Raw genomic sequence first — 18,313 nt, forward strand, 5'->3', positions numbered from 1 at the left:
TCACGGATACATACGCTCCATGTCTCTACCCACGGTGCTCATTCGGTGTTTAATGATGGTATTTTCTGGACCATAATACCCTTGCCAGTCGGCTTGGGGCAATTGTTTCTCCCAGCGGCTTAATTTCTTGAGCATTCTCTTTACTTTGCGCGGGTACTTTTCGGCTAGGTTGTGCTGCTCAGAAATGTCATCTTTTATATTAAATAAAAGCACGGGATTGGTATCCACTCGAATTACTTTCCAATCTCCACACTGAATCGCGGCCGCAGCACCCCGCTTCCAATAGAGGTTTTTGTGTGGCGTTCCGCTGTTTTTTTGAATATATGGCAACAAGTTCACCCCGTCGAGATGTTTATCTTTTCGGGTGTTTCCCGCAGCGGCAAGACTTGTGGGCAAAATATCGAGCGAAGATACAGCTTTGTCATACACCACATTGGCAGGGATTTTCCCGTTCCAGCGCATGATGTAGCCTACACGCACGCCTCCTTCCCATACGGAGCCTTTCATTCCACGCAATTGCCCATTGTCGGAATAATTGGTAGTAGCCCCTCCGTTGTCGTTCAAAAATATTACTAAAGTATTGTCGTCAATGCCTTTGTTCTTTAATTCCTGCATCACACGCCCAATGTTATAATCCATATTAGAGAGCATAGCATCATAAGTTTGGCGGCCCTCGCTGCCTACTTGGGCAAATTTATCCAGATCATTCTTTTTAGCCTGCAGTGGCGTATGCACTGCATTGTAAGCCAAATAAATGAAAAACGGCTGTTTTTTGTCGGCATTTTCATCAATGAATTTCAACGCCTTATCGGTAAACATGTCGGTAAGATAAGTGATTTCCTCTTCGGGGATAATCTTATCGTTGTCCCAAAGGGCGTATTTCTCTGCTCGTTTCTTTTTAAACGAAAAGAAATCTCTGTGCCCCTCTTGGAAACCATAAAACTCATCAAAACCTCTTTTGAGCGGGAAAAATTTAGCGTCGTTTCCTAAGTGCCATTTCCCTACTGCCAAGGTGCGATAGCCTTCTTCTTTCATGCGATCGCCAATCGTTTTTTCGCTCAAGGCAAGCCCCATGTCTTCTTTTTTGAATCCTTCGCGTGGTTTTCCCGTAGGATTATTTTCAAAACCAAATCGCTGCTGATAACGCCCCGTGAGCAAGCCCGCACGAGACGGCGCACACACCGATGCCGAAACATAGGCTTTAGAAAACAATGTTCCTTCTTTTGCCAAACGATTGATGTTCGGTGTTGGGATTTCTTTGTTTCCGTAGCATTCAAAATCGGCATAACCTGCATCATCGCTTAAAATTACAATGATGTTTGGCTTGGTAGTAGTTTGTGCTTGTGTTGTGTAAATAAGCACCACGAGCAACGAAATGCTCAGCCATTTTTTTAAATAAGTCATTACTAAAGTAACTTTTTGGGATTGGCTAACAAATATAGGCTATATTTAGTAAACAAAAGCTCTTTACAGAGACATCTATTTAGTTAATTCCTTTTTAAAAGAAATTAAAAACCATCAAAAACAAGATTTAAATCGTTAATTATTTATGATTTCATTTGTTTCCACGAAAAATATTCGTAAAATTGAATTGTTCAAAAACCAAAAACCTTAATTTATGTATTTAAAAAGTAAAAAATTAATTTTTGCCCTATTTGTGATTTCTCTATTTTTAATCGGGCTAGGGCTTAACGACATTCGAGCTGATTACGCCGTGGGCAAGCCCATCACAAAATCTTTGATTTCACTCATCATTATTTGCGGAATCCCTGCGTGTACTTTCTTTTATAGGCTTTACATTGCAAAAGATGTGAAATAGAAAACTAAATCGGCTACTTCATTTGAAGTAGCCGATTATTTTTTGCAGAGATTACATACTTCTTCTGTGTGTAATGATGATGTTTGAATGTTGGTTTTCAAACGCTTCCTCATAATTTGTTTTAAAACCATGCAATAGCACTTCGATATTGTTTTCTTTGGCAAAAACATTGGCAAAATCTTGAATCAGCTCCAGCACATCGGTAGAAATGTAAGACGATTTACGCGCATCTATAATGAGCTTAGAATTTGGCTGAATGTTTTTCAAAGTCTTTTTAATGGCAGCTTTGTTTAAGAATGAAACCTCTTGTGCCAACTCGATTTTCACCTCATCGGCATCGGTTAATTCCTTGCGGCTGTAGTAATAAGCTCTTTTCATGTTACCCACCAAAATTGAAACAATCGCTACCGCTAGACCAAACATTACTCCTTTTAGCAAATCTGTCGCTACAACGCCTATCATCGTTACGATAAAAGGAATGAACTGGTATCTTCCTTTATGCCAGAAGTGTTTAATGGTACTTGGCTTAGCCAATTTGTACCCCACAAGCAAAAGCACTGCTGCAAGCGTAGCCTGAGGTATCATATTTAATAACACAGGAATGCTTAAAACTGAGATTAAAAGTAAAAATCCGTGAATAATTGCCGACATTTTGCTCGTAGCCCCCGAATTTGCGTTGGCAGAACTCCTTACCACTACCGAGGTCATAGGCAATCCTCCTAAAAACGAACTGATAATGTTCCCTATTCCCTGAGCTCTAAGCTCTTGATTGGTATCCGTAATGCGTCGGTGCACATCCATTCTATCAGCCGCTTCGATACACAAAAGTGTTTCTACCGAAGCCACCACAGCAATCGTTGCTCCAGCTACCCATACGGCAGGATTTAAAAAGCCTTCAAAATTAGGCAACACGACCAATCCTTTGAAATCTTCGAAAGAGCTAGGCACTGGCAATTGTACCAAATTGTTGCTGGACAGTGCCCACGCACTTCCCGAATACACAAAATATTGATTGATTAAAACGCCTAAGATTACTACGATTAACGCAGCGGGAAGCATTTTTATATTCTTTAAAAAAGGAATTTTATCCCATACAATGAGTATAATAAGGGAGATAATTGTAATCACAACTGCTCCGTATTCTATATTATTGCTAAATTCTGTAATAAATTCTGGATTAAGGCTAAAAGAATCTAACAACGATTCTGATGGCTTGTAGCCAAACACATTAGGCAACTGCTTCCATGCAATGATGACGCCTATACCTGCAAGCATTCCCTCGATCACAGACGATGGAATGTATTCTGCGATACTCCCCGCACGCAAAAAACCTAAAATCAACTGAATGGCACCTGCTAAAACACCTGCACACAGAAAAAGCTCAAAGGCACCCAGCTCTTGGATATTTGCCCAAACGATAGCGGTGAGCCCCGCTGCAGGTCCCGAAACACTGATATGCGAAGTGGAAAGGTAGCCCACTACAATTCCGCCTATAATTCCTGAAATAATCCCCGAAAGTGAAGGTGCTCCAGAGGCTAAGGCAATCCCTAAACATAATGGTAACGCAACAAGAAATACTACTAATCCTGATGCAAAGTTTTTCTTGAAATCTTTTACTAAATTTTTATTCATTTTTTTCTATTCGTTTTAAATTTAAATCGGTTTGTTTTTCTTTATGTCTAAACAAGACATAATCCTCTCTCTACACCTTTACTTTTTGATTTAAGGCATAGAAAGACAAAATATTTTAGTTACAAAAAAAAAGTTTAAACGAATAGATCTGGAGGAGGATTCGGAATCGAAATATATGGCTCCTGATACAAGTGATTGCTGTAATCAAATGCTATTTTTAAAGCACTTGTATCGTTTGAAGATAAAGTGATAAATTGCTGATATAAGAAAATCAGCTTTTCTTCTTCAACAATTGAAGGTTTTGATTTGATAGGTTTTTCTTCCTCAACATTTGCCACAACGATATCTGTTCCCCACCCGCACACTGTAGAAACACTCTGCAACAGCATAAAGTTGAGAAAGATAGAAAGTAATAATATGGACAAATGTTTTACTGACATGAGATATAACCTATTGTAAATTTTTGTTTTTAGTTTTACTCATCACCCAATCAGAATTGGTGAGGTTGTAAATCTTTTGAATGTCTGAAAGTGTCTGTTCAAAATCGATGTTTAAATCAATTAATTTCCCTGTTCCTATATCAAACACCCAGCCATGTACAATTGGGAAATGATCTAAAATATAGCGTTCTTGCACACACGCCATTTTGATCACATTCACACACTGCTCTTGCACATTCAATTCTACCAAACGTTTGTATCTTTGTTGTTCATCTTCAATCGCGTCTAGCTCCTCACGGTGCAAACGATACACATCTCGAATGTTTCTGAGCCAAGGGTTTAACAATCCATAATCTTGAGGCAACATAGCAGCCTTCACACCTCCACAGCCATAGTGCCCGCAGACGATGATGTGTTTCACCTTTAGGTGTTCTACTGCATACTGAATCACAGCCGTAGCACTCATATCTAGCGTGCTCACCACATTGGCGATGTTTCTGTGTACAAAAACCTCTCCAGGTTTCATTCCCATGAGTTCCTCAGTCGTTACTCGGCTATCGGAGCACCCGATGTAGAGAAATTCTGGCGACTGTCCCTCTGCCATTTTCTTGAAAAAATTGGCATCTTCGCCCAATTTTTCCTTTACCCAATCTTCATTGTTCTTGAAGATTCTTTCATAAGTTTCTAACATATATAAAATTTAAAAATTCTTGCGAAAAAACATTTTTTACCCATAAAAACAAAAAAAATATCATTTATTTAACAAGATAAACGACATTTTACAAAATAAAACATAACAATTTTTCATATTTAGTTTTCTACTTTATAAAAATCCAAATTGTTAAAATTTTAATTTTTAATTCTAATTTCATTTTTAATAAATATATTCGCCTCACAATTTAAAACTATTCTAAATTATGAAGAGGGAAATTATTTTAATTAGTGCAGTGCTAATTGGATTATTAGCCTGTAACGAAAACAATTTAGAGGACACAATCCCTTCTAAATTAGAGGAGCCAAAAGTTTCTTTAAAGTCTTATGAATACAATTATAAAGACAGAGAGCTATTAGAAATTTCATCTTTACTCCTAAAAGAAGAGGATTATTCTGAAGGAAGTCCTACAGCTAGGATGATTTCTAGTCAAGATAATTCTGAAAGAATTCGCGACCTAGAGTTATCTTATTTAGGATTAGGGCAAGAAAAAGATAGCTTAATCGTAGCCGTCCACAATATTCAAACAGGAAATGCAGTTATCCTTTCTAAGGATAAAAGAACCGACCCGATTCTTGGTTATGTAGATGATTACAACGCTACATTCATACCTCCCGAAATGAAATTCTACCTGTCAAGTACAGCCGACGCACTTAGCGAAGAGATAGACGAGGCAATGAAATCCCCTGAGATTTCCGCAAAATTAAAAGGATTGGACGGAAATATTAATGCCTATTTTACAGATTTAGCTAAACAAAAAGCTGAAAACATAAGAAAAAGTATATTCGCTAGACAAGCCACCAGAGAACGCAGAAGTTTAGATGATATTATGAGACATGAAAATGTAGCCTATGTAAAGGGGCCTTATATACAAACTGAATGGAGACAAAGAAATAGCTTTATAAAAAAATATCATCCAAATGAAAAAGGAGTTGAAGGCTGTACTGTTACTGCCATTGGTCAAATATTAAATTACTATGGAGACTATGTTAGTGAAATTCATTTTGGGAATCCTTTTGGTGGTCGTTACTACGATAAATTTACTAAAAAATCTTTTTCTTATCCATTTAAAAACAGTTCTCTAGATCACGAAGATTACGAAGAGATTTTATTTAATATCAGTGAGCAAATTACTAGAGGTCATGATAGCGGTAGGAGTGCTATTGTGACAAACCCTGTTCCTTTTACAAGAGACCTTAGAACTTTTATAGAAAAACATGTAAAAGGAGTTAGAATTGATGATGAATCAGGCTTATTCAATGTAAGAAGACCAGATGAACACTACATTATAAAAGCTATAAAAGAAGGATATCCTGCTATAGCTGGAGGTTCTGAACCTTGGTATAATGGATATAGAAAAGGGCACGCCTGGGTATGCGATGGGGTTGTTTGCGTAAGAGTTAAAAGAGGATTTATTGTAAAATGGACAGAGCATAAATACTACATCCATATGAATTGGGGATGGGGTGGCGATGGCAATGGCTGGTTCTTCAATAATGGAAATGATAGATATAAAACTTCTGATGCTAATAGAGAAATATTAGTTATGTTTAGTGTCGCTCCAGATAAAAAATAATAGAAAACACAGAGATAATTTAAAACTTCAAATTATGATTTTTTTTAAATTTTTAATACCATTATTCATCTTATTTTCTTTTAGCAATTGTACTCCAGATGTATCAAACACTCCGTCTTACATTTATTTTCGCTATTTTAAGGACGGAGAAAATATCTATGGAGAAAAAGCTAATTTTCTTAGAAGAAATATAACGGGATATATTATTCCTGAAAAGGGTAATAATTTTACTTTTTCTCAAGAAAAACATATAAAAGGTGGTGGAACTGATTGCTTCTTACCACTATACTTGAATGACGATTATAAATGTCTTGAAAAAAAAGAATGCAAAAGTTCTAAAAACTTCTTAGATGGAGAAATTTTCACACTAAAAATAAATTATTTTCAAAGAGAAGTATTCAATAAAAAGCTAAAAATTAAATACAAAAAGGGCAATGGTTTTGAGGAAATAGAAGATGTGAAATATTTAGAATACAATGTTTGGAAACCCTATAAGCCCGAAAAATTACCTTTGCTTGACGCGCAAGGGCACCCTACAGGATATGAATTTGAAATAGAGTTTTTTTAAAGAAATGAAAAGCACCAAATTTAGGATTTTTGGTGCTTTTTTTATGACTACATTTTTCCGCTTAAAACCAAAATCAAGAATATTTAGTATTTTTGAAAAATGATTGCGCATTTAAACCCTAAAAATATACTTTTTTTAGACATTGAGACCGTTCCACAGCACCAAAAATGGAACGAGCTTTCTCCTTTGATGCAATCGCTCTTTGAACAGAAAACCAAATACCGCCGAGAAAAAGAAGACATTTCGCCCGAGGTGTTTTATGAATCCAACGCAGGGATTTGGGCAGAATTTGGTAAAATCATATGCATTTCGTGTGGCGTTATTTTCAACGAAAATCAGTTTAAAACCAAAAGCTTTTTTGGCGATGACGAACGAAAAATATTACAAGATTTCTCCGAAATGCTCCATAAGCATTATCACCAGAGAAATGCAATTCTCTGCGCACACAATGGCAAAGAGTTCGATTTCCCATACATTGGTCGGCGTCTGCTTGCCAATGGGCTTCCGCTCCCCGAGATTTTAAACACCATGGGCAAAAGACCATGGCAAAGCCAACACCTCGACACCATGGAGCTTTGGAAATTCGGGGATTACAAACATTACACATCGCTCAATTTGCTAGCAGCATTGCTCGGTGTTCCTACGCCTAAAGATGATATCGATGGCAGCGAAGTGGCACGCGTGTATTACGAAGAAAAAAATGTAGAAAGAATTAAAATTTATTGCGAAAAAGATGTACTCACCGTGGCGCAAATTTTTAGAAAATTTCGAGGTGAACCTTTATTAGAATTTAATCATGATTGATATCCAAGCACATCAAGATTTAGCCCAAAGCAAGCGTAAGGAAAACGAGCAATTTTTAGCTCAATTAAAAAAAAGAAAACCAAAAGATCTAGACAAAGTGGCTAAAGATTTTCACGATGAAGTTTTTGCCGATTTCGACTGCTTAGAGTGCGGCAATTGTTGTCGCGGGACAGGTCCGCTTTTTATAGAAAAAGACATCGAACGCATTGCTAAACAACTCAAAATGAAACCGCAACAATTCACCGATTCTTATCTAAGAAAAGATGAAGAAAACGATTGGGTGTTTCAGCGTGTGCCGTGCCCTTTTCTGGGCGAAGACAATTTTTGTTTTATCTACGATGTGCGCCCGCGTGCTTGCCGAGAGTTTCCGCACACCGATCGCCGCAGGCTCTACCAAATTAATCATTTAACGATTAAAAATCTTGAAATTTGCCCAGCGGCTTTTCAAATCATTGAAAAACTGAAAGAACATTACTCTTTTTAGCGAATTTGTATTAACTTTACCGCTCGTAAAAGCTCAATCCAAAATTTTATGAACAAGCAATTACCTCAACTCAAAAACGAATTAGTACAAGAAATTAAAGATTTGACTAAATCTCTACAAACTTGTGAAACTTTCAACGGTGTGTTGTCTTACGAAAATAAACTAAAAACACTTTACGAGAAATTTGTGCTTTTAAAGTTTTTAGACCAAAACAACCTTTCGCCAGATGTTTTACCACAAACAGAGGCTCCTGCTTCTGAGCCAGAAAAGTCACCAGAGCTTGAAAAAACCGAAGAAGTAGCTTTACCAGAAGTTATCGAAACTCCAAAAGTAGCAGACGAGCCAATCAATACTCCTGTGCAAAATACTACCGAAGTAGAGGACGAAGAGGAAAAACCTGTTTTTTATGATTTTGACACAAGAAAAATTTCAAGAGAGGAACCAAAAACCGTGATTGCTGATTTTTCTTTTGATGAGGAGGAAGAATTAGAAGAAAAAGGCGAAGAGCTGATGAGAAAAAGACCTTCTGCAATAGATGAAATCGAAAGTGCTTTTACGCCAAAAAAAGTGCCGAATACCGCACCTGTTTACGACATTCCGCCTATTGTGCTTGATTTCAACGATAGAATTGGGTTTTTAAATCAATTATTTTTAGGAGATGATGAGTTTATGGATTCTACACTCGACATCTTAAACCGAATCTCTGACCCTAATTCTACTCAAATGTACCTCAACGACTTGGAGCAAGAAATGCATCTCGACGAGGACAAGAGAGAATATTTTGAACGCTTGAGAGAACTTGCGCTAAAACGCTTTGAATAATGAGCGGAAAACTCTCACTTGTACCCACGCCTATTGGGAATTTGGGCGACATCACGCTGCGTGCACTGGAAGTCTTAAAATCGGCTGATGTGATTTTGGCTGAAGACACACGCAATAGTGCCAAATTATTGCAACATTACGAAATTGCAACGCCCATGCGATCGCACCATGCGCATAATGAGCACGCCGAAACCGAATCGCTCATTGCGCAACTCAAGGCGGGGAAAAACTTTGCATTGATTACAGATGCGGGCACGCCAGGGATTTCAGATCCTGGCTTTTTGCTACTGCGTGCTTGCATTGAAAATGACATTGAAGCCGAAGTTTTGCCTGGTGCTACGGCTTTTGTCCCAGGATTAATTCTTTCGGGATTGCCTAATCATAGTTTTACTTTTGTGGGTTTTTTACCGATTAAAAAAGGCAGAAAAACCTTGCTTGAATCTTTAGCCCAAGAAAAAAGAACTATGATTTTCTACGAATCTCCTCACAAAATCGAGCGTACTTTAAAAGATTTCTGTACTTATTTTGGGGACGAACGACAAGCGAGCCTTTCGCGTGAACTCACCAAAAAATTTGAGGAAACCTTGCGAGGTTCCCTCAAAGATTTATTACAAACCGCCCAAGAGAAAAAACTCAAAGGCGAAATGGTAATTGTTGTAGCAGGAGCAGATTAAAGTTTACCTTTATTCTTGATTAAAAGATTAAGTGCCGCATATTTACGATAAGCTGCTTTTCCTTCTTCGGCAGGCATTCCCATGTATAGTTTGTCGCCTGGGATAGATTTTGCCACGCCCGATTTGGCTCCGATAACGGCACGCGCACCAATTCTGATTCCGCTTGTGGTTCCACTTTGCCCCCAGAAAGTTACTTCGTCTTCGATCACGCAACAACCTGCAATGCCCACTTGCGAAGCGATTAAACATTTTTTCCCGACAACGGTATCGTGCCCTATTTGGATTAAATTATCTAATTTAGAACCCGCCCCGATGGTGGTGGAAGAAGTTACACCTCGATCGATGGTACAATTGACTCCGATTTCCACATCGTTTTCTATCACGACATTTCCCACTGATTTCAGTTTATCAAAGCCCGATTCTCGCTTTTTATAGTAAAACGCATCACCGCCCAAAACAGTGCCCGCATGAATAATTACATTATCGCCAATCACAGTGCGATCGCCCAAAGTAACATTGGGGTGAATGTAGCAATTTCTACCAATTTTCACAGCATCACCAATAAAGACATTTGGGGCAATGTAAGTACCCTCTCCCACTTCCAAATTCGGATTCTGTAATTGATTTTGCGTATTTTTTTGCACAAAATATTCTCCGATTTTCACAAAATCACGAAACGGATCATCGCTCACCAAAAGTGCTTTTCCTGCTGGGCATTCCACTTTTTTATTGATTAAAACAATGGTTGCCTTGCTCTGCAAAGCCTTATCGTAATATTTGGGATGATCCACAAAAACAATATCTCCAGGCTCCACACAGTGAATTTCGTTGATGCCTAAAACTTCAAATTCTTTATCGCCAACAAACTCGGCGTCAATCATTTTAGCTATTTCTTCTAAAGTATATGGTTTGGGAAAACGCATTTTCTATCTATTTTTAATTTTTTAATAAAGACAAAAATACACAAAATCATGGCTTAAAAATCGTTTAAATTCCGTTTTTTTGTTTCATTTTTTAATTTTAATGAAAAGAAAACTAGCTTAAACCCAAGAAAAAGGCGATTCACAACATCTGCAAATCGCTTTTATTTTTAAATTTCGGCTAAACATCTTTAGCTTAAAGCTTTTTTAATTCGAGCAAAAGCCTCGATTAATTGCTCCTCCGAAGTCGCATAAGAAAGTCGGATACAATTAGGATTTCCAAAAGCTTCGCCCGTAACGGTTGCCACCTGTGCTTTTTCGAGCAAATATAAGCTTAAATCTGAGGCTGAATTTATCGTTACGCCATTGAAAGTTTTGCCAAATAAAGAAGAAACTTTCGGGAAAATATAAAAGGCTCCTTCTGGCTCAGTAACTTCGAATCCAGGGATTTCTCTTGCTTTTTCCAAGACCAAAGTTCTTCGTTTTTTAAACGCGTCTATCATATACTGAATCTTGCTAGGATCGGCAGAAACTGCGGCAATGGCGGCACGCTGTGCAATGGAATTAGCCCCAGAAGTGATTTGCCCTTGCAGTTTGCTACACGCTTTCACAATCCACTCGGGCGCGCCAATGTAGCCGATACGCCAGCCCGTCATCGCAAAGGCTTTTGCCAAGCCATTGATGGTAATGGTGCGTTCTTTCATATTTTTGATAGATGCCATGCTCTCCATCTTGGTTGAATAGGTGATGTGCTCATAAATCTCATCTGAAATCACGATGATTTGTGGATGTTTTTCGAGTACTTTTGCCAAGTCTTCTAATTCTGCTCTCGTGTACACGCTACCGCTCGGGTTGCATGGAGAACTGTACATCAATACTTTGGATTTAGGCGTGATGGCTTGTTCCAATTGCTCGGGCGTGATTTTAAAATTGTTTTCCAAAGTGGTAGAAATTTCTACGACTTTTCCGCCTGCTAGTTGTGTAATGTCGGAATAACTCACCCAATACGGCGAAGGCAAAATCACCTCATCGCCTTCGTTCACAAGTGCCATGATACTGTTGTAGATACATTGCTTTGCGCCCGTAGAAACCATAATTTCAGAGGTTTTATATTCCAAGCCATTGTCTCGCTTAAACTTGTGCGCAATAGCTTCGAGCAAATCAGGGTATCCGTTCAATGGCGGATAGTGATTGTAGTTTTCGTGAATGGCTTGAACTGCCGCTTCTTTGATGAAATCTGGAGTTTCAAAATCGGGCTCGCCCAAACTTAGGCTTATGATGTCTTTGCCTGCTGCTTTCAATTCGCGGGCTTTTGCCGCCATGGTAAGCGTGGCTGAAGGCTTAAGTGATTGTACGCGTTGAGATAATTCCATGTGTTGTATTTTCTCACAAATTTAATCTTTTTTATACTGAAAATTAAATTTTGCATGATTTTTTGGTTTTTGATAAAATATTTTTCACCCCAAAAAACAATTCATCTTAAAAACCAAAAAAATAGGAATTTTCTATATTTTTCGTTTTTTCAAGATAAAATACGCCGCGAGCCAAGTGCTGAAAGTGGCAAAAAGCACCACCGAAATTGAACTAATCGGCATTAAAATCGCCGCCACAACGGGCGTTAAATTCCCCGTAACGGCAAAACTCAGCCCAATGACATTGTACAAAAAACTGATAACAAAGGCGGTTTTGACCAAACGCACGCCTACTCTACTCAATCGTAAAAATTCGGGCAACTCGTCAAACGAAGTACTTCCCAAAATTGCGTCGCACGAGGGCGAAAACACATTCATATCTTCTGCCACGGCAACGCCCACATTGCTCTGTTTGAGTGCTCCTGCATCGTTTAGTCCGTCGCCGAGCATCATTACTTTTTCGCCGTGTTGCTGCAATTGCTCGATAAATTCTAACTTCTCTTGCGGACTTTGGTTAAAGTTTAAACTCGTTTGCGGCGGGAAAATCTGCTTTAAATTCGATTCTTCGTTGGCATTGTCGCCCGATAAAACGCTTAATTTATAATTTAAAAGTGCATGAATCGTTTGGGCTAAATGCTTTCTATATTTATTTTTAAAAATAAATCTCCCTTTGTATTCCCCATTGATTGCGAGTAAAACTTCGGTAGTTTCAAAATCGGATTTTGGCACATTTCCGAGCCATTCACGGCTTCCCAATTGCACTTGCACGCCACCAATCGTGGCTTGTTGTCCTTTGCCTTTGATTTGCTGATAATTCAGAATTTCATCGGTTTTGGAAACTTGTTTAAAGTAATGTTGCAAACTACGACTTAGCGGGTGATTGGATTGCTGCGCCAAACTCGCCACAGCTTGCTCTTCTTGCGGAGTGAGCGGTGTACCATCGTACAAAATTTCTTCGCTTTGGCTTTGGGTAATCGTTCCTGTTTTGTCAAACACAATGCTGTTGATTTTAGCCATTTTCTCAATCGTGTGTGCCTCTTTTACATAGAATTTATTTCGCCCAAAAATTCGCATTAAATTCCCCAAAGTAAAAGGCGACGCCAACGCCAACGCACACGGACACGCAATGATGAGCACCGCCGTGATGACTTGAAACATTCGGCTCGCATCGTGGAAATACCAAAAAATCCCTGAAATAATCGATATGACTAAAATCACCCACACAAAATACTGGCTCACATGGTTTACCAAATTCCCGAGCGTAGATTCTTCTTTGGCAAAAACCTCGTGATTCCATAGGCTGGTGAGATAACTTTGATTCACTTCTTCGATGATTTCCAAGCTTATGGCTTGCCCCGATTGCTTGCCGCCTGCGTAAATTTTATCGCCCACTTTTTTGGTGATTAATCGAGATTCGCCCGTCACAAAACTATTGTCGATACGGGCATCGCCTTTAATCAAAACCGCATCGGCAGGGAGAATTTCTTCGTCCCTAAGCAAAATTCGGTCTCCTTTTTTAAGCTCAGAAAGTAAAATATTTTGAATTCCATTTTCGGTGATTTTGGCTACCGAGATGGGATAAAACGATTTGTAATCTCGGTCAAAAGACAAACTTTGATAAGTGCGCTGCTGAAACCATTTACCAATCAGCATAAAAAACACCAAGCCCGCCATGCTATCGAAATAGCCGCCGCTGTGCCCCGTGAGGATTTCGTAAAGGCTTCTAAAAAACAGCACCAAAATCCCAATAGCAATGGGAATGTCGATATTTACTCGTTTGTTTTTTATGGCTAAAATCGCCGATTTTAAATAATCTTTTGCAGAATAAAGCAACACAGGCAAGGCTAAAACAAAGGAAAACCAACGGAAAAAGTTTTTGTTTTGCTCCAGCCATGTTTCGTCTGAACTCACATATTCGGGAAAAACCAAAAGCATGATATTCCCAAAGCAAAATCCTGCAATGGCTAATTGGTAAATCAACTGGCGATTGTGTTTGGATTTTTCTTTTTCAATGTTTTCTAAATTAAGTGCAGGTTTGTAGCCCAAACTTGCCATAAAATAGGCTAATTCGCTTAATTTTAATTGGGTAGAATCATAAGTAATTTGCACTTTTTTCTGTGGAAAATTTACATTGGAGTACAAAATCCCATCATTTAGCTCGTTTAAACTTTCGAGCACCCACACGCATGAACTACAATGGATTACGGGTACAAAAAAATTGACCACCGCTACGCCATCGTCGTTAAAATCAATGAATTTTTCAAAGATTTCTGGTGTGTCCAAAAAATCAAACGAATGTTTGTTTTTGGCATTAGGCTGAATGCCTGGTGCTTTGTTCAATTCGTAATAAGTGGCTAATTCGTGCTGGTTCAGAATCTCATAAACTGTTTTACAACCTTGACAGCAAAAAGGCTTGTCGTCAAAGATTATTAAATCTTCCTCACAATCTAAACCACAATGGTAACAAGTTTCACTCATAATATTGCACAAATTTAATAACTTCTGCTTATATTTGCGTGATAAATATCATTTTATGTCTGAAATCAATAATTTCTCTGTACTGCATGATTATTTTGATAATGATGCGATGTTGAATGTTTTCTCTAAGGAGGAAAAGGAGGTATTAAGAAGTGAAAGAAAAGAAATTATTTTCAAAAAAGGAGATTTAATTCTAGAAGAAGGTAAGATCCCAACTGGTATTTTCTTGATCAAAGAAGGAACTGCCAAAGTATACAAAGTAGGCTTTACAGGAAAAGAACAAATTATTCGCTTTTTAAAATCTGGCGATATGATTGGCTATCGATCTCTTCTCACTGGGGAGGCTTTTGGTTCTTCGGCCTCTGCCATTAGCGCAGTGAAAGTTGAATTTTTCCCAGGCGAATTTTTCCTAAAAATGTTACAAGAAAATTCATCTTTTAGCTTTGAAATGCTGAAATTAATCTCTAAACAACTAGGTGATGCGGCTGAAACCATCACAACTTTGGCTCAAAAAACTGTGCGCGAGCGATTGGCAGAGGTTTTAATGATGCTTGAGGAGCAGCTGGGAAATGACAACGAAAATTATATCAACATTTCGCTCACTCGCGAGGAAATGGGCAATTTGATTGGAACAGCGACAGAATCGGCAATTCGATTGATTTCTGAGTTTAAAAACGACGGATTGATTGCTGTACAAGGGCGAAGAATCAAAATTGTAAACCGAGAAATGATCAAGAAATTGGCGCATGTCGGGTAAAAACAACTTAAAAAGCATTAATTTATATTGGTCTATAATTTCTATTAGCCTTCTTTTTTTTGGCGGTATTTTTTCTGCTTCATTGCAAGGAACGGCTTTTAGAAATTTAGGCTTTTACTTTTTAGCGATCGGAGGGGGTTCCTTGGTCGCTTATTTTATTTATGCCTTTCTATACATTGTACTCACGGGCGACCATAGTGACAGAAAAACCTTGGTCGTCACCTACATTGGGGCGTGTTTATTGGCTATCGTTGGCGGGTTAGTGGGCGCCATGCTCTACCAACCATGGGGCATGCAATTATTCCTTAGTGGGATTGGTGCTTTTATCATTTTTTGGGTAATTGTTTTGTTTTATTACATTTTTATGTATCAAGACGAAACGGAACAGAAATAAACATAAAATTAATTTTTGCACCTCGGTATAAAACTTTTGCCCACGGAAGAGTTTTTTAGGCAAAAAAGAGAAGTTTTTAATTAAAACAGCGAAATTTTTAATCAAAACAATGAAATTTTTGGATACCTAAGGCAAAATTTTAGGGCATTAAGTCAAATTTTTCGATACTAAGCCCAAAATTTTCGATACAGAACGCAAAAATTTCATTAAATCACTCAAAAATTTTTCTTCTTTGAGCAAAATGTTTATCATTTGATAAAAAAATCACAGCCTTTTCCGAAAACAATTTATGCGACAAAGAAAGATTTTCCAGCAATTTTAAATTTTCTTTTCCTTTCCACCACAGCCACAGCCTTTGTCGCAACCTGATTTTTTAGTAAAAATAGGTAAAATCGTTTTTCTGAAAAGATAGATTAATGCCAGCACAAAAAGTATGGCAATGATGATGATTTGCAAATCCATTTTTTTAGCTTAATAATTGATAGATTAACATCGAGACTACATATGCCAGCCCCGTCATACACACCAATTGCACCATGGGCCATTTCCAAGAGCCTGTTTCGCGGCGCACCACGGCGAGCGTGCTTAAACACTGCATGGCAAAGGCATAGAACAACATCAGCGAAATTCCTGTAGCGAGATTAAACATTTGCTCTCCGTTGGGACGCTTTTCGTTACGCATACGCGCCACGATTTGGTTTTCGTCGTCATTGTCTGAGCCCAAACTGTAAATGGTAGCCATCGTAGAAATGAAAACTTCGCGCGCGGCAAAAGAGGTAAGCACTCCGATGCTGATTTTCCAATCATAGCCCAAGGGTTTAAACACGGGTTCTATGGTTTTTCCAATGTTTCCGAGCAATGAATTTTCTAATTTATAGGCTGCCAAATGGTGTTCAAAATCCTCTTCGTTCCATTGGTGAATTCGGCTTTCTTGCGCAATATGCTCTTCGGCATTTTTGAATTTATCGGTAACACCATAACTTGCCAAAACCCATAAAATAACGCTTACTGCTAAGATGATTTTCCCTGCTCCAAAGACAAAAGCACTCACTTTTTCCCACAGCCCAAGCAATACATTTTTCCAATATGGAATACGATAATCGGGCATTTCCATGATTAAATAACTCTTATATGGTGTTTTGATTCCTTTATTAAAAATGAAAGCAAAAAGCAAGGCTCCCAAAACGCCCAACAGATAAAGCCCCATAAGTACTACCCCTTGAAGATTGAAGCCTAAAAACTGCTTGTGCGGAATTACCAAAGCAATCAAAACAGCATACACGGGCAACCTCGCCGAACAAGTAATGAACGGCGTAACAAGCATTGTGATTAAGCGTTCTTTTGTATTTTCAATATTTCGTGCCGCTAAAACTCCGGGAATGGCGCAGGCGGCACCCGACATGAGTGGCACTACAGATTTGCCATTAAGCCCAAACGGGCGCATCCATTTGTCCATCAAGAAGACTACGCGGCTCATATAACCCGACTCCTCGAGCAACAGCAAAAACAAGGTCAGAATAAAAATTTGGGGCACAAAAATCACAATTCCGCTAATTCCTGGAATAATTCCATCTGTGATTAAATTCGCAAGCGGACTATCGCCTAAGTTGATTTTGGCAAAATTCTGTAATTCGCCAAACTTCTCGTCGATATATTCCATCGGAACCTCTGCCTTGCTATAAATCGCTTGAAACACCAAAAATAATATCAAAAAGAAAATCACATAACCCCAAATTGGGTGCGTAATGATTTTATCTAACTTTTCGGTAAAAGTTTCGGCATGCTCATCGGCTGGTGGCAACAATCTATCGCACAACGGATCGATTTGCTCATAGCGTTGCACGGTTTCTGCCACTTGCATGCGAGAGCTTACGATTTTAAACTCCTTTAAAATAGCCTGTTTTTCCATTTTTTGCGCTGGCGTAAAAAATGAAATATTAGGCTGAGCTAAAAATTGATAAGCAGTATAATCCCTTTTTAAATTAAATTTTTCACGCATTTCTCTCACCGCATCCTCAAACAAGGGCGATACATGAAAACTTGACTCATAAATCGGGAAATCTTCTAAAATTCTATCTTTTAAAATCGAAATATTTTGTGCATTTCGAGCATTGATTTCAATCAAATCTTCGCCCAAAAGCATACGAAACTCCTCTCGATTAATTGATAATTGATTTTTCTCGATTTCGTCTGCCATATTCAGCACAAAAATCACGGGCAAGCCCGCATCTCGCACTTGATCATAGAGCAATAAGCTTCGTTTAAGTTGCAAAGGGCTCCCTACTACTACGACTTTATCGGGAAAATCAGGAGAATTAGGATTGTTTAAAATATTGAAAACTACCTCTTCATCTGCCGATTTGGGATAAAGGGTATATGTACCTGGAAAATCGTATAATTGGATTTTTTCGCCTTTGTATTTAAAGCTCCCCACGCGTTTCTCTACCGTGGTACCTGGGTAATTCCCCACACGCTGCTTTAGCCCTGTAAGCGCATTGAACAAGGTAGATTTCCCGACATTAGGATTTCCAACAAGTGCTACTTTAAGTACGCTCATTCTCCTTTGTTAACCAAAACATAAGCAGCCTCAGTCTTTCTAAGGGCTAACACACATTTATTTTTACAAAGCATAATACACATAGGCCCATTGAACGGCGCCGAACATTTATACCTGATTTCGGCACCAGGAACTAGTCCCATTTCTAGGAATTTAGCAGGGATATCCTCGGTTGTGAATCCCGTGATTTTCGCTTTTTCACCTTTTTTTAAGTCTGCTAATAACACCTTGTCTATGCTTTAATTAATTCTGGAAAAACAAATA

The 18,313-nt window shown here is 38.4% G+C and carries 19 protein-coding genes; 9 read left to right on the plus strand and 10 right to left on the minus strand.

What is annotated here, in order from left to right:
• Positions 1 to 1,404 (minus strand): sulfatase, encoded by a 1,404-nt coding sequence (locus ORNRH_RS03800; protein WP_014790585.1) that lies wholly within the window; start codon positions 1,402 to 1,404, stop codon positions 1 to 3.
• Positions 1,405 to 1,618: 214 nt separating this feature from the next.
• On the opposite strand from ORNRH_RS03800, the gene ORNRH_RS03805 reads away from it, so the two are divergent.
• The gene (locus ORNRH_RS03805) at positions 1,619 to 1,819 is read left to right on the plus strand and encodes a hypothetical protein (RefSeq protein WP_014790586.1); all 201 of its coding nucleotides are present in this window, start codon (positions 1,619 to 1,621) and stop codon (positions 1,817 to 1,819) included.
• A 51-nt stretch (positions 1,820 to 1,870) separates the two neighbouring features.
• Here the strand turns inward: ORNRH_RS03805 and ORNRH_RS03810 are convergent, their stop codons facing one another.
• From ORNRH_RS03810 to ORNRH_RS03820, 3 genes are all read right to left on the minus strand, one after another.
• The gene (locus tag ORNRH_RS03810; protein ID WP_014790587.1) at positions 1,871 to 3,451 is read right to left on the minus strand and encodes a SulP family inorganic anion transporter; all 1,581 of its coding nucleotides are present in this window, start codon (positions 3,449 to 3,451) and stop codon (positions 1,871 to 1,873) included.
• A 134-nt stretch (positions 3,452 to 3,585) separates the two neighbouring features.
• The gene (locus ORNRH_RS03815) at positions 3,586 to 3,891 is read right to left on the minus strand and encodes a hypothetical protein (RefSeq protein WP_014790588.1); all 306 of its coding nucleotides are present in this window, start codon (positions 3,889 to 3,891) and stop codon (positions 3,586 to 3,588) included.
• Positions 3,892 to 3,901: 10 nt separating this feature from the next.
• Positions 3,902 to 4,582 (minus strand): carbonic anhydrase, encoded by a 681-nt coding sequence (locus ORNRH_RS03820; RefSeq protein WP_014790589.1) that lies wholly within the window; start codon positions 4,580 to 4,582, stop codon positions 3,902 to 3,904.
• 226 nt (positions 4,583 to 4,808) lie between these two features.
• Between ORNRH_RS03820 and ORNRH_RS03825 the strand changes: the two genes are divergently transcribed.
• The 6 genes from ORNRH_RS03825 to rsmI all read left to right on the plus strand — a co-directional run bounded on the left by ORNRH_RS03825 (position 4,809) and on the right by rsmI (position 9,531).
• Positions 4,809 to 6,179, plus strand: coding sequence for a C10 family peptidase (locus tag ORNRH_RS03825; protein ID WP_014790590.1), 1,371 nt, complete (start codon positions 4,809 to 4,811; stop codon positions 6,177 to 6,179).
• A 34-nt stretch (positions 6,180 to 6,213) separates the two neighbouring features.
• On the plus strand, positions 6,214 to 6,747 hold the full coding sequence (locus ORNRH_RS03830) for a hypothetical protein (RefSeq protein ID WP_014790591.1): 534 nt from the start codon (positions 6,214 to 6,216) through the stop codon (positions 6,745 to 6,747).
• Positions 6,748 to 6,846: 99 nt separating this feature from the next.
• A complete protein-coding gene (locus tag ORNRH_RS03835; RefSeq protein WP_014790592.1) occupies positions 6,847 to 7,551 on the plus strand; it encodes a 3'-5' exonuclease in 705 nt (234 codons plus the stop codon).
• Positions 7,544 to 8,035, plus strand: a complete 492-nt coding sequence (locus ORNRH_RS03840) for a YkgJ family cysteine cluster protein (RefSeq protein WP_014790593.1) — start codon at positions 7,544 to 7,546, stop codon at positions 8,033 to 8,035. The genes ORNRH_RS03835 and ORNRH_RS03840 overlap by 8 nt, the downstream gene beginning before the upstream one ends.
• Before the next feature lie 48 nt (positions 8,036 to 8,083).
• Positions 8,084 to 8,857, plus strand: a complete 774-nt coding sequence (locus ORNRH_RS03845; RefSeq protein ID WP_014790594.1) for a hypothetical protein — start codon at positions 8,084 to 8,086, stop codon at positions 8,855 to 8,857.
• Positions 8,857 to 9,531, plus strand: coding sequence for a 16S rRNA (cytidine(1402)-2'-O)-methyltransferase (gene rsmI / locus ORNRH_RS03850; protein WP_014790595.1), 675 nt, complete (start codon positions 8,857 to 8,859; stop codon positions 9,529 to 9,531). The genes ORNRH_RS03845 and rsmI overlap by 1 nt, the downstream gene beginning before the upstream one ends.
• On the opposite strand, the gene ORNRH_RS03855 is transcribed toward rsmI, so the two are convergent.
• From ORNRH_RS03855 to ORNRH_RS03865, 3 genes are all read right to left on the minus strand, one after another.
• Entirely contained in the window at positions 9,528 to 10,454 is a 927-nt protein-coding gene (locus ORNRH_RS03855) for a UDP-3-O-(3-hydroxymyristoyl)glucosamine N-acyltransferase (RefSeq protein WP_014790596.1), read from the minus strand. The two genes, rsmI and ORNRH_RS03855, sit on opposite strands and share 4 nt — an antisense overlap.
• Before the next feature lie 188 nt (positions 10,455 to 10,642).
• Positions 10,643 to 11,824, minus strand: a complete 1,182-nt coding sequence (locus tag ORNRH_RS03860) for a pyridoxal phosphate-dependent aminotransferase (RefSeq protein ID WP_014790597.1) — start codon at positions 11,822 to 11,824, stop codon at positions 10,643 to 10,645.
• A gap of 132 nt (positions 11,825 to 11,956) precedes the next feature.
• Positions 11,957 to 14,341, minus strand: a complete 2,385-nt coding sequence (locus ORNRH_RS03865; RefSeq protein ID WP_014790598.1) for a heavy metal translocating P-type ATPase — start codon at positions 14,339 to 14,341, stop codon at positions 11,957 to 11,959.
• Positions 14,342 to 14,396: 55 nt separating this feature from the next.
• Here ORNRH_RS03865 and ORNRH_RS03870 point away from each other — a divergent pair, with 55 nt between their 5' ends.
• Positions 14,397 to 15,098, plus strand: coding sequence for a Crp/Fnr family transcriptional regulator (locus tag ORNRH_RS03870; RefSeq protein ID WP_014790599.1), 702 nt, complete (start codon positions 14,397 to 14,399; stop codon positions 15,096 to 15,098).
• Positions 15,088 to 15,492: a hypothetical protein gene (locus ORNRH_RS03875; RefSeq protein ID WP_014790600.1), complete on the plus strand. Its 405-nt coding sequence runs from the start codon at positions 15,088 to 15,090 to the stop codon at positions 15,490 to 15,492. The genes ORNRH_RS03870 and ORNRH_RS03875 overlap by 11 nt, the downstream gene beginning before the upstream one ends.
• Before the next feature lie 318 nt (positions 15,493 to 15,810).
• On the opposite strand, the gene ORNRH_RS11875 is transcribed toward ORNRH_RS03875, so the two are convergent.
• Genes ORNRH_RS11875 through ORNRH_RS03885 form a run of 3 tightly spaced genes read right to left on the minus strand, consistent with a single transcriptional unit; the run spans position 15,811 to position 18,276 of the window.
• Positions 15,811 to 15,954 (minus strand): FeoB-associated Cys-rich membrane protein, encoded by a 144-nt coding sequence (locus tag ORNRH_RS11875; RefSeq protein ID WP_014790601.1) that lies wholly within the window; start codon positions 15,952 to 15,954, stop codon positions 15,811 to 15,813.
• Between the two features lie 4 nt (positions 15,955 to 15,958).
• Entirely contained in the window at positions 15,959 to 18,049 is a 2,091-nt protein-coding gene (gene feoB / locus ORNRH_RS03880) for a ferrous iron transport protein B (protein ID WP_014790602.1), read from the minus strand.
• Positions 18,046 to 18,276, minus strand: coding sequence for a FeoA family protein (locus ORNRH_RS03885; RefSeq protein WP_014790603.1), 231 nt, complete (start codon positions 18,274 to 18,276; stop codon positions 18,046 to 18,048). Before ORNRH_RS03885 ends, feoB begins: the two co-directional genes overlap by 4 nt.
• Positions 18,277 to 18,313 lie beyond the last annotated feature (37 nt).

The sequence above is a fragment of the Ornithobacterium rhinotracheale DSM 15997 genome (assembly GCF_000265465.1).
Taxonomy (GTDB): domain Bacteria; phylum Bacteroidota; class Bacteroidia; order Flavobacteriales; family Weeksellaceae; genus Ornithobacterium; species Ornithobacterium rhinotracheale.

Coding starts and splice junctions, on each gene's coding strand:
- ORNRH_RS03800 (WP_014790585.1), bottom strand. CDS start 1,404: ATGACTTATTTAAAAAAATGGCTGAGCATTTCGTTGCTCGTGGTGCTT.
- ORNRH_RS03805 (WP_014790586.1), top strand. CDS start 1,619: ATGTATTTAAAAAGTAAAAAATTAATTTTTGCCCTATTTGTGATTTCT.
- ORNRH_RS03810 (WP_014790587.1), bottom strand. CDS start 3,451: ATGAATAAAAATTTAGTAAAAGATTTCAAGAAAAACTTTGCATCAGGA.
- ORNRH_RS03815 (WP_014790588.1), bottom strand. CDS start 3,891: ATGTCAGTAAAACATTTGTCCATATTATTACTTTCTATCTTTCTCAAC.
- ORNRH_RS03820 (WP_014790589.1), bottom strand. CDS start 4,582: ATGTTAGAAACTTATGAAAGAATCTTCAAGAACAATGAAGATTGGGTA.
- ORNRH_RS03825 (WP_014790590.1), top strand. CDS start 4,809: ATGAAGAGGGAAATTATTTTAATTAGTGCAGTGCTAATTGGATTATTA.
- ORNRH_RS03830 (WP_014790591.1), top strand. CDS start 6,214: ATGATTTTTTTTAAATTTTTAATACCATTATTCATCTTATTTTCTTTT.
- ORNRH_RS03835 (WP_014790592.1), top strand. CDS start 6,847: ATGATTGCGCATTTAAACCCTAAAAATATACTTTTTTTAGACATTGAG.
- ORNRH_RS03840 (WP_014790593.1), top strand. CDS start 7,544: ATGATTGATATCCAAGCACATCAAGATTTAGCCCAAAGCAAGCGTAAG.
- ORNRH_RS03845 (WP_014790594.1), top strand. CDS start 8,084: ATGAACAAGCAATTACCTCAACTCAAAAACGAATTAGTACAAGAAATT.
- rsmI (WP_014790595.1), top strand. CDS start 8,857: ATGAGCGGAAAACTCTCACTTGTACCCACGCCTATTGGGAATTTGGGC.
- ORNRH_RS03855 (WP_014790596.1), bottom strand. CDS start 10,454: ATGCGTTTTCCCAAACCATATACTTTAGAAGAAATAGCTAAAATGATT.
- ORNRH_RS03860 (WP_014790597.1), bottom strand. CDS start 11,824: ATGGAATTATCTCAACGCGTACAATCACTTAAGCCTTCAGCCACGCTT.
- ORNRH_RS03865 (WP_014790598.1), bottom strand. CDS start 14,341: ATGAGTGAAACTTGTTACCATTGTGGTTTAGATTGTGAGGAAGATTTA.
- ORNRH_RS03870 (WP_014790599.1), top strand. CDS start 14,397: ATGTCTGAAATCAATAATTTCTCTGTACTGCATGATTATTTTGATAAT.
- ORNRH_RS03875 (WP_014790600.1), top strand. CDS start 15,088: ATGTCGGGTAAAAACAACTTAAAAAGCATTAATTTATATTGGTCTATA.
- ORNRH_RS11875 (WP_014790601.1), bottom strand. CDS start 15,954: ATGGATTTGCAAATCATCATCATTGCCATACTTTTTGTGCTGGCATTA.
- feoB (WP_014790602.1), bottom strand. CDS start 18,049: ATGAGCGTACTTAAAGTAGCACTTGTTGGAAATCCTAATGTCGGGAAA.